The organism is Mucilaginibacter sp. L196 (assembly GCF_009765905.1).
Lineage (GTDB): Bacteria > Bacteroidota > Bacteroidia > Sphingobacteriales > Sphingobacteriaceae > Mucilaginibacter.
In genome coordinates, this window is sequence record NZ_LMUO01000002.1 from 1 (window position 1) to 11,990 (window position 11,990).

Annotated in this window: 6 protein-coding genes; 4 read left to right on the plus strand and 2 right to left on the minus strand. The window is 40.2% G+C overall.

Features of this window, described 5'->3' with window-relative positions; translation table 11 throughout:
* From GSQ74_RS00010 to GSQ74_RS00025, 4 genes are all read left to right on the plus strand, one after another.
* On the plus strand, positions 1-3,102 hold a 3,102-nt coding region (locus GSQ74_RS00010), incomplete at its 5' end, for a SusC/RagA family TonB-linked outer membrane protein (protein ID WP_158988770.1).
* Between the two features lie 29 nt (positions 3,103-3,131).
* Positions 3,132-4,775 carry a SusD/RagB family nutrient-binding outer membrane lipoprotein gene (locus tag GSQ74_RS00015; RefSeq protein WP_158988772.1) on the plus strand — a complete coding sequence of 548 codons (1,644 nt, stop codon included), beginning with the start codon at positions 3,132-3,134 and terminating at the stop codon, positions 4,773-4,775.
* A 434-nt stretch (positions 4,776-5,209) separates the two neighbouring features.
* Positions 5,210-7,129: a glucosamine-6-phosphate deaminase gene (nagB, locus tag GSQ74_RS00020; protein WP_158988774.1), complete on the plus strand. Its 1,920-nt coding sequence runs from the start codon at positions 5,210-5,212 to the stop codon at positions 7,127-7,129.
* Positions 7,130-7,226: 97 nt separating this feature from the next.
* Positions 7,227-8,891 (plus strand): tetratricopeptide repeat protein, encoded by a 1,665-nt coding sequence (locus GSQ74_RS00025; RefSeq protein WP_158988776.1) that lies wholly within the window; start codon positions 7,227-7,229, stop codon positions 8,889-8,891.
* Positions 8,892-8,913: 22 nt separating this feature from the next.
* On the opposite strand, the gene ftcD is transcribed toward GSQ74_RS00025, so the two are convergent.
* Together ftcD and hutI are read right to left on the minus strand one after the other, a co-directional pair.
* A complete protein-coding gene (gene ftcD, locus GSQ74_RS00030) occupies positions 8,914-10,602 on the minus strand; it encodes a glutamate formimidoyltransferase (protein WP_158988778.1) in 1,689 nt (562 codons plus the stop codon).
* A gap of 47 nt (positions 10,603-10,649) precedes the next feature.
* On the minus strand, positions 10,650-11,858 hold the full coding sequence (gene hutI / locus GSQ74_RS00035; protein WP_158988780.1) for an imidazolonepropionase: 1,209 nt from the start codon (positions 11,856-11,858) through the stop codon (positions 10,650-10,652).
* Between the last annotated feature and the right edge of the window lie 132 nt (positions 11,859-11,990).

Here is an 11,990-nt window from a genome sequence, read left to right on the forward strand (position 1 = left end):
ATGAAAAAAATATTACCACTATTCTTACTAGTGCCTTGCTTCGCTTTGGCGGCTAATTACCACCATATCAACTTTAGCAACACTAGACCCACCGCAACCGCTGCAAGCGCACGGTTTACCGGTGGCCAAAAGCTTACCCATCAGGAAAGCTTCACATTAAAAGGTTTTGTACGCGATGCAACTGGCCAGCCATTAATTGGCGTTTCTGTTACTATTAAAGGCACTAGTACAGGTGTACAAACAGATGCGAATGGCAGATTCGCTATTACCGCCAACATCAATGATGTATTAGTATTTACATATATTGGTTATCTTAAAAAAGAAGCAACCGTACTTTCCTCTGCTGAACTCCTTGTTGAATTGGATGAAGATTCAAAACAACTAAGCGAAGTTGTAGTTACAGCCTTAGGTATCAAAAAAGAGCGCAGATCCCTTGGATACTCTGTTACTGAGGTAAAAGGAAGTGAGCTTACACAAGCGCGCGAAGATAACGTTGCTAACAGCCTTGAAGGTAAAGTAGCAGGTTTGGATGTAACACCAACTCCGGGTGGTGTTGGCGCTTCAACAAGTGTTATTATACGTGGTGTTTCCAGTTTAACACAAACCAGCCAACCATTATATGTAGTTAATGGCGTACCGATGGAAAACACAATTAACACTGCGATGGGCCAACAATATGATAACCAGCCCGATCTTGGAGATGCTATAGGAAACCTAAACCCTGATGACATTGAATCTATGGTAATATTAAAGGGCGCTGCTGCCTCTGCCTTATATGGCTCACGTGGTAAAGCAGGTGTTATTTTAATCACAACCAAAAGCGGTAGTGGTAACAGCATTGAGTTTAACTCAAATTTTGTTGCCGAACAGGCCATTAATTCAACAAACTGGCAATATGTATATGGACAGGGTTCATTAGGTGCAAAACCAACAACTGCAGTTAATGCTGCGATGTATGGCAACGATAGCTGGGGTGCAAAACTTGATGGGTCACAGGTTATACAGTTTGATGGCGTTTCTCGTCCATACGTTGCACAAAAAGATAACTTTAGTCAATTTTTCCGCATTGGAACAACGGCAACTAATACCATAGCTTTTAATAAAAGCTTTGATGGCGGTTCGGTACGTTTTTCAGCGAGCGATCTGGATAATAATGCTATTACACCTAATTCAAGTTTGGGAAGGCAAACATTCGACCTTTCGGCAAATTACAATGTAACTAAACATTTAACCGCTGATATTAGGGCGAATTACATTCTTGAACAGGCAAATAATCGCCCGATTTTGAATGACGGCCCGGGTAACTCCAGCTATAACGTGGAATTATTACCAACAAGTTTGGATGTAACCACCCTTAAAAGAGCTACCAATCCTGATGGAAGTGAATTCGCGTATACTACCGGTAACCCGTATGACACGAACCCTTATTTTGCAGCATACAACTTCATAAATGACACCAAACGTCAGCGCTTCTTAGCTTCAGCTACATTGCGTTATAACTTTGATGATGGTTATTTTATACAAGGCCGCGCTGCACGTGACGGATATAACGACCGCTACACAGGAGTTACACCCGATGGAACAGCTTACCTGCCGGATGGAAATATGCAAGAACAATCTACAAATTTTTCAGATGTGAATGCTGATGTTTTAGCTGGCAAAACCTTCAAGTTAAAAGATTTGACAATTACACCAAATATTGGCGGTAGCTATAGAAGAGAAAAATCTGAACAATTTATAAATAGCGGTGCCACATTTATCATTCCTGATGATTATGTAATAACCAACTTAAGTACCGTTAACCCATTACAATACAATCCATCAGATATTGAAACTGAAGCCGTGTACGGTACATTAGAATTAGATTACAAAAGCTTTTTATATTTAACAGGAACTGCACGTAATGATTGGTATTCAACACTTGCTACTCCTGGATTCAATACGAAATTGAATAAATTCTATCCGTCAGTAAACGGATCATTTGTATTTTCTGAATTTCTACATGCAGACTGGTTAACTTCAGGTAAATTACGTGCAGGCTATGCAACTGTAGGCCAGGCAACAGGCCCTTATAATACACAATTAGCTTACGGTTTTAATGGTAGTACAAATGGTAGCCCTTTAGGCACTATTTCTAATACATATATTCCAAATAGTAATCTTGTAGCTTCATTAGCTACCGAGCTCGAAATCGGTACTGAAGTTGCGTTTTTTAATAATCGTTTAAGTTTGGATGCTGCCTGGTACGATAAAAATTCTAAAGATGAAATAGTAAATGCTCCGTCGTCAATAACATCCGGCTATAATGGCGCCGTGTTAAACATTGGTAAATTGCAAAACAAAGGCGTCGAAATATTATTATCAGGTACACCTCTAAAAACAAGTAATTTTCATTGGACAACATCTTTAAACGGTTCAATTAACAACAATAAAGTTGTTGCATTAGCTGCAGGCCAAACCATACTCCCAGTTGGTACATCCCGTACAGGTAACGGTTTTATACAAGATATAGTTGGCCTTCCGGCTGATCAGATCGTAGCATTTGACTATGCCCGTGATTCAAAAGGTAACATTATCACCGATCCTACTACAGGCATTCCTATAAGAGGCACTGAAAAGGCGTTCGGATCTGCTTATGGCAAATGGTCAGGCGGCTGGAATAACGAATTTGCTTATAAAAAATTCACGCTTTCATTCCTGATCGATGGTAAATTCGGTGGCAAATTATTTTCCGCGACAGATTATTATGGTTACTACGATGGCCTGGATAAAGCAACATTGGTTAATCGTGATAAACTCGGTTCTACAGCTTCAACTTATTACTCTACTCTTGCAGATAATGTTTCAAGTGAGTTTGTGCAAAACGCCAGTTTCATAAAATTCCGCCAGGTATTACTAGGCTATACATTCCCTGCAAACCTATTCAACAATACTATAAAAGGTATAAATGTGAGTTTAGTAGGTCGTAACCTATTTTACTTAATGAAGAAAACAGATAACATCGATCCTGAATCAGGTTACACTTCTAGTGCACCCGGTCTTGAGTTAGGTGGAGTACCTTCAAGCAGAACATATGGATTAAACCTGAATGTTAAATTTTAATAAAATTATCAACAATTAATCTTACAAAGATGAAAAAGATATATAAATATAGTGCATTAATTGCCGCGGGGATGCTTGTTGTGGCAGGCTGCAGAAAAGATTATAATAAAATCAACACCAATCCGGCAACATATAATCAGGGTGTTTACAACCCCAATTACCTGTTAACAAGTGCCCAGGTAGGTTATTCGGGCAGTGCGGATTTAGCTTATGATACCTGGCGGGCAAATCTCATCTATTGTTCTACAATGATGCAAGGGTTCTCAACAGTTACAAGTTACTGGGCTGGCGATAAATATCTTAATAACCCGGTGTATACGGCCGCGTATTGGGGTGCTCCGAGCGGGCTTCCAAGTGGTGGTGATGGTGCTTATCCGGAACAGGTTAGGTACATAGTTGATGTGGTACAATCAACAACCGGAAAAGCACAATATGCAAACCTTCACCAGATAGCGCGTATTATGAAAGCGTTGATATTTGAACGCATTACCGACCTTTATGGCGATGTACCATATTTTCAGGCTGGTTTAGGCTATTATGACAAAGATTACTTCCCGGTATATGATAAACAACAAGCTATCTATACTGATTTATTAAAAGAAGTAAGTGATGCTACTACGCAATTAAACGCTAGCGGAGATATAGCCACAGGCGATCAATATTATAAGGGCAATGTTGCTGAATGGAAAAAATTTGGCAACAGTTTATTGCTAAGAATAGCTATGCGTTTAAGCAAAGTTGATCCTGCGACAGCGAAAACTTATGTACAAATGGCTATCACCAATGGCACAATGACAAGTAATGCTGACGATGCCTTTTTGTTAGGTGATGCATCTGGTGGCAGAAACACGAATAACCGTAATAGCCAGGTTCTTTTAGGCGATGGCGGACAAGAAAATTACTATATTAAATGGTCGCAAACTTTCATTAATTTCTTAAAAACAAATAATGATCCACGACTGTCGAAAATAGCTGTTACACAATTGTATCTTGATCCAAATTCAAAAGTACAAAATACCGCATTTGTCACCGATCCCACTGTGGCTAAAGGTGAACCCAATGGGTTAGATGTTGGTAATGTAGCTGCTACAAGTATATATTCCAATCCAACATTTACCTCGTTTCCTGATTATTCATCACCAAATCCTGCATTAATAACACGTGGAGGCCCAACATTTGTATTAACTTATGGCGAGTCGGAATTGTTGTTAGCTGATGCCGCTGAGCGTTTTGGATTAGGTGGAAGCGCTGCTACACATTATAACAATGGCGTAACTGCTGCTATGACTTACCTTGGTGAATATTCTCCTACAGTTGCGGTTGCGGCAGGCGATGCGCAAACTTATTTAACCGCTCACCCTTATGTATCAGGAGCAACCGGCTTAAATATGATTAATACTCAATACTGGGCTCTTACAAATACCATGCTTGATTTTTATGAATCATGGGCGAATTGGAGAAGAACAGAAGTTACCGGCACCAATGGTAATGGCTATCCTAATTTAACTTATGTAGTTTATCCGGGTAATGCTACAAATGGTACTATTCCACGTCGCTTTCCTTACCCAACCAGCGAAGCCGGAACAAATACAGCAAATTACAATGCTGCCAGCAAATCTGTACCCGGAGGTGATTTACTTACCTCTCGTGTATGGTGGGATGTAAAACAATAGGGTTAATTTAGGTTGATTGAAGTCCCCCGCTTAGGCGGGGACTTTTTTAACTCATTAATAGGGATTCTTTTTAACATAATCCTAACATCAATCTTAACTTATTAAAAAATATTAAAAAGTACTTTGAGTTTTAGAATTATTTAATTAAGTTTGTTATAGCTACTTTATACAACAGTGCATAAGGCAATTATTACCAAATCCATTGTAACAAAAAGGGTTAACAGGTATACAACTATTACAACAATAGCTAACTACCTGTTAAAGCAGCATTAAAGTGCGGATATTTTATACAACATATTATTAACATAGGGTATCCGGTATCGTAAGTTAATAGGGTTAATTTAGGTTGATTGAAATCCCCGCTCAGGCGGGGATTTTTTTTTAACTATACTTTTATTTAAATTATATATTTATACCAAAATACATTTCACAACATGGCTCGTTTAAATTTATTGGAAGAAACCAGGTATGAGAAACTACCTGTAACCGTATATCCAAACCAAAAGGTAGCATCCCTGGCGGTAGCGCAACGTATCGCAAACCTGATCCGCAAAAAAAGCGCTAAGGGCGAAAAAGCGGTACTGGGTTTAGCTACCGGTGTAACCCCCATTAACGTATATGCCGAGCTGGTACGTATGCATAAAGAGGATGGCCTGAGCTTTGCTAATGTGATCACCTTTAACCTGGATGAATACTTCCCCATGCAGCCAACCGCTGCACAAAGCTATGTGACCTTCATGAATGAAAACCTTTTCAATCATGTTGACATTGATAAGAAAAACATACACATACCCAATGGCACTTTACCACAGGATGAGGTAGCCGCATTCTGTTTAAACTATGAAAAACAGATCACCGAACTGGGTGGTCTTGATCTGCAAATATTAGGTATCGGCCGTACCGGTCACATCGGTTTTAACGAGCCGGGATCAGCACCAAACTCGGGCACCCGTTTAGTCACCCTGGATGACCTTACCCGCAGCGATGCCTCGCGCGATTTTGGTGGTAAAAAGAATGTACCCACCAAAGCCATCACCATGGGTATCGGTACCATATTTAAGGCAAGGGAAATTATCCTGATGGCCTGGAGCGGTAAAAAAGCCCCGATCATCAAAAAAGCTGTTGAAGGCGAGATCTCTGGCGATGTACCTGCTACTTATCTGCAACTATCCGATCATGTTGATTTTGTGCTGGATGAAGCAGCCGCATCAGAACTTACCCGTTTTGATACCCCATGGCTGGTAAAAGATTGGATATGGGATAATACCCAGAAAAAGAAAGCGGTAATCTGGTTAGCCGGTATCGTTAACAAACCTATCCTGAAATTAACTGAAGAAGATTACAATAACCACGGCATGGCGCAGCTAGCTGTTGAACAAGGCCCGGTTTACAACATCAATATCGACATATTTAACCAGGTACAGCATACCATTACCGGCTGGCCGGGTGGCAAACCTAATGCTGATGACAGTCAGCGCCCTGAAAGAGCCGTACCTGCAAAAAAACGTTCTATCATTTTCTCCCCGCACCCGGATGATGATGTCATCTCTATGGGCGGTACCTTCATCCGTTTGGTCGACCAGGGGCACGATGTGCATGTAGCCTACCAAACATCAGGCAATACTGCTGTTTGGGATGATGATGTATTGCGCTATATGGAATTCGCTATTGATTTTAACGCGAGTATCGGCGAAGACAATACCCACCTGAAGAATCTTTACAATGATATGCGTGCGTTTATCGCCCAAAAACACCCCAACCAGATTGATACCCTGGAGATCCGCGATGTAAAAGGCTTTATCCGTAAAACTGAAGCTATATCAGGTGCGCGTTATGCCGGCTTGAAGGATGACCATATCCATTTTATGGCGCTACCTTTTTATGAAACCGGCAAAACCAAAAAAAACACCGTTGGCGAGGAGGATATACAATTAACAATCGACCTGCTACAAAAAGTAAAACCACAGCAAGTATTTGTTGCCGGTGATTTTGCCGATCCACATGGCACGCACGTGGTTTGTTTTAATATTGTGATTGAAGCGTTAAGGCGCCTGCAAAAAACAGAAGATTGGGTTAAAGATTGCTGGGTATGGATGTATCGCGGTGCATGGCACGAGTTTGCCACCTACGAAATTGAGATGGCGGTACCTTTATCACCCGAAGAGGTTTTACGCAAACGCGCCGCCATATTCAAACACCAATCGCAAAAAGATACCCCTGTTTTCCCGGGGGATGATGTACGGGAATTCTGGGTACGTGCCGAAGACCGTAACCGTGAAACCGCCCGCTGCTACGACCAGCTTGGTTTAGCTGAATATGCCGCTATGGAAGCTTTTGTGAGGTTTAAGTTTTAATATTAAGCATTATTAAAGTGATAAAGGCCCGCAATTATTGTGGGCCTTTTTATTTAAAAAATATGGCGAATTATACATTATACTCTATATTTATGCCATGCCCTTATCCTTAAAACATCTTATACTTATTCTGCTTATCTTTCATATAATTTCAGCTTCAGCCAATAGCCATATTGATACTACATGGCACAAAAAGCAAATAGAGGCCACATTTACCTCCTCGGTCAACCATAGCATTTATCTACGTGGCGTAGAAGCGATACGTAATGATAGCTTGGATAAAGGAATTCACATTATAGCACTAGGGTGCCAGCCTTATTTCTCTCATCCTAAATACTTGTATCTATTGAACTACGAAGATATTGAAATGATGGAACTTATACGGTTAATGGATAGTGGGAAGCTATCTAACACGGAAATGAATGAAGGTAGATTGCTTTTTAAACCATTCTTCACAAACAAAATCAAATCAAATTTAAAAGATCTAGATCATGAATTTATCAATAACCCAAATAGTGCTTTTATACTTAGGGTTAGATTATTGGCATATAAAAAGGCAGGAGACGATCGTGCTAACGATATAGCAACAGCTTTACTAAAAATAGATCCGCAATTATTAACTATCAATATGTTTAAAGCCCAATATTATTTAGACAATGGTAATTATGCCGAATCTTTAAATTGGTGTACTAAGCTTATTCAAATGTATCCTGAATATACTTATGCATGGTATTTAAAGGGGAAAGATTATGAGTTTCTTCATAAAAAAAATATGGCAATTGATTATTTCAATAAAGTACTAAATTTATTTCCATTACATCTTGAAGCATCATATGATCGCTCAGATGTGCTTTTAGATTCAGGTAAATATCGTGAAGCTATAGCAGGTTTTATATGGGCTTTAAAAGCTAATCCATCGTACGGATATCCTGCTTACAAACTTTCAAGCTGTTACAAGGAATTATATATGCGCGATAGTGCGTTGTATTACATTAATATTCATATTATTAAATATCCTGATGATGCCGATGGATATGATTTAAAGGGAGAGATATTTAATGATAATAGAGATAAAATATCGAAAATAACGGCAATTAGACTTTTCAACAGGGCGATTAAATTAAACCCGGAAAATGAGGGTTATTATGAAGATAGAGGGGCAGCCTATAGCGATATTGATTCTTTAAATTTATCAATTAAAGACTTTACAAAAGCAATAAGTATAGATAAGAACCGGGTATACCCGGAAATCAGGCTTGGATATTGTTATTATAGAAAAAATGAATATATAAGTGCCTTAACCCATTACAAACAAGCATTACGCATTGATTCTACTTATAAGTATGCTTATACTGACATAGACCTTATCTACAGTAAACAAGGAAAACATAAAGAGTGTATAGAGTTATTAAAAAAAGCTCTTGTAATTGACAGTACTTATAACTTTGCGATAGGCAACCTTGGTTGGGAATACTATTGCGTGGGTAATTATGACGCGTGCATCAAATATTCTTATAAACTATTAAGTATTGAACCTAGTGCATCTTACGCCATGTATAATATTGCACTGGCCACGCTTTGTAAGGGAGATTTTGAGAAAGCCAAAGAGCGCTATACCTATTATTATAATCTTTGTAAGCAAAAACGATATGATATGCACATTAGTGGTGCAACAGATGACCTTAGAAATTTAATCAAGACTAATCGCTTTAAAGAGCAGTCAGCAGATATTATTCAAAATGTGTTTGGCGAAACACCATGAAGATTAGTTAATAATAGGATAGCTATATAGCTATCCTATTATTAACTAATGCGATTACTTCTGTTTCTATAGCAATTGCCTGTCTTTCCAACTCTTCACCCTGTTTAATAATATCAGTAGTATAGGCTTTATCCTTATATCCCGAAGCATTTATTTTCACATTCATAAATGCACCTAACACGGCCGTACGGGCACATAATGCCGCTACCCCTGCATCAGTTACTGAATTCGGATTGCCGATCTCAGCCATTGCTTTAATCACTTCCAAACTGCCTTGAGCCATTTGCATTACTTTAAATGGTATTTCAATAGCATATTTAGTGGCGTCCTGTATGGCCTTATCCCGGGCCGCTTTTTCTTCTTCAGTTGATTTTGGCAGACTAAACCCTTCCATTATTTTATTAAAAGCAACAGTATCCAAATCAACTAATTTTAACAGCTCATTTTTATAATACTGCCCCTTCTCTGCCCAATCGCTAAACTCTTCCCAACGATCATCCCAACCCTTTTTATGTGATGATAGATTAGCTACCATCGTAGCCAATGATGCTCCTAACACACCCGCATAAGCAGATATAGAGCCACCACCTGGTGCCGGACTTTCGCTTGCCGTTTCATCAGCAAAATCAGTCAGCGTCATACTGATCAGTTTACTGGCTGATTTATCTTTCAATAAATATTCAATAATGCGCTCTTCAGGAATAAATGGCCCCAACTCATCCAAACCCATTGATTTGATGGCGATCTTGATCAATTCTTTCTCACTCACCCCTACCGAACGCTGTTGTTTCAGTAGGAAATATTTACCCGCATCCAGCATCGCTTTTAAAGGGATCAGTCCAACCAATTCGCTGCCTGTTACCCGCATGCCACGTTCGGCAGCTTTGGTGCAAACCTCATCAAAGGCAATATGTACCGGTGTAACTTCGATATTAGTTAAGTTCATTGAAATCTGGGCGATGCCATATTCCTCGATATACCAACCAATAGCTTTCACAAATTTTAATGAACCAGGAAGCGATTTCGGTTTACCATTTTCATCAGTAATAATCTTACCATTAATCGGATCGCCTTCACGCAAAACACGCCCGGCCTCACGCACATCAAAAGCTATTGAGTTTGCTCTTCTGGTCGAAGTAGTATTTAAATTGACATTATAAGCGATCAAAAAGTCCCTCGCGCCAATAACCGTACCACCACGTTTAGCATCAAACTCCGCCGGACCAAAATCAGGTTTCCATTCCGGTAATTTTATTTTCTTGAAAAAGCCTTCATACTCCCCGGCTCTTATCACCGATAAATTACTACGTTTTTTATCAGTCTGTGCGCCCTCGTACAAGTAAACCGGGATACTCAATTCTTCACCGACACGCTTTGCCAGCTTCTGCGCATAAACAGCGGTTTCTTCCATACTGATATTACTAATCGGTATCAGCGGACAAACATCTGTAGCGCCCATTCGTGGATGCTCACCCTTGTGCTTGCTCATGTCGATCAACTCCCCGGCTTTTTTAATGGCTAAAAATGCAGCCTGAATTACCGGCTCAGGCTCGCCCACAAATGTTACCACCGTTCGGTTAGTTGCTTTACCGGGATCGACATTTAGCAACCTTACACCCTCAACAGATTCCACCACATCAGTAATCTGTTTAATAATATCCAGGTTTACGCCTTCGCTAAAATTGGGTACGCATTCAATTAATTTAGTCATTGGTCATTAGTTTATAAAACAATCAAAAATCAACGCAATCATAAAAATCAATATATAATAAGCGGTTTAAGTTTGCCTTGATGATATAAAATCTCCTTGTAATCATTAGTCGGATAGGCCTGCATATCCGCCCGCATTCCCGGTGCTAATATACCGCGATCGTTTAATCGCAAAGCCTTTGCCGCGCGAAAAGTTAAACTCGCAAAAACTTCAGCGGTATTCAGTTTTTCAGCGGTACTTATCACGGCAGCCTGCATCAACAGGTCACCCATTGGTGCAGAACCCGGGTTCCAGTCGCTGGCAATAGCCAAACATGCCCCAGCATCCAGCAATTTACGGGCAGGGGCATATTGCATGCCTAATCCTAACGAAGCGCCCGGCAAAACCACCGCAACTGTATCAGAATTTGCCAATAACTTTATCTCCACATCCCTACTCGCCTCCAAATGATCTGCCGACACCGCGCCCGATTTAACCGCAACCGCGCTGCCACCCGTGGTAAACTGATCGGCATGAACGGTAATATCAAAGTCCATTTGCTTAGCACGGTTTAGATAGGTTAGCGCATTTTTCGCATCAAAAGCACTTTCTTCAATAAATATATCAACCCGGTTACTCAGGTTTTCATTTTTGATGACAGGCAACAGATCATGAAAAACATAGTTCAAGTATTCTGATTGTCCGCCACTAAAATCCTTCGGCACCATGTGCGCCGCAAGGCAGGTAGAAACCAAACTGGCTTTTGTTTGGGTTGATGCTTTTGCTATCGCCCGCAGTTGTTTCAATTCTGACGCAGTTTCCAAACCATAACCACTTTTTATTTCGATGGTGGTTACCCCTTCGGCTAAATGGCGCTCAATTCTTTGTAATAATAACCTTTCAAGCAAATCCTCATCAGCGGCACGGGTTTGTGTTACCGAATCCCAAATACCGCCACCTGCTTTGGCAATCTCTAAATAAGTCTTACCCTGTATCCGCATGGCGTAATCCTTTGCCCGACTGCCAGCAAAGCAAATGTGCGTATGGCAATCCACAAAACCAGGCAGCAGCACATGATCGCCTGTAATTTCTTCTATTGTGGTTGATGGATTTGCTTTTCGTAAAGCTTCAAAATCATCAACAGCTAAAATCAGTCCGTTTTCAACCAAAACACCACCTTGCGAGATGATTTGCAAATCATCATCGCTCAAAGCACCCTTCAAGCCGAGACCTGCAAGGGTTAATATTTGTGTAAACGGACCGATTAGCTTTTTCATTTCCTTATTATTTTGTCATTGCGAGGAACGAAGCAATCTCTAAACTTTACAGAGCGAATTGCTTATTCGATCTACCTATGTAGAGATTGCTTCGTTCCTCGCAATGACGTGCATATTTTTCACTTTCAGACT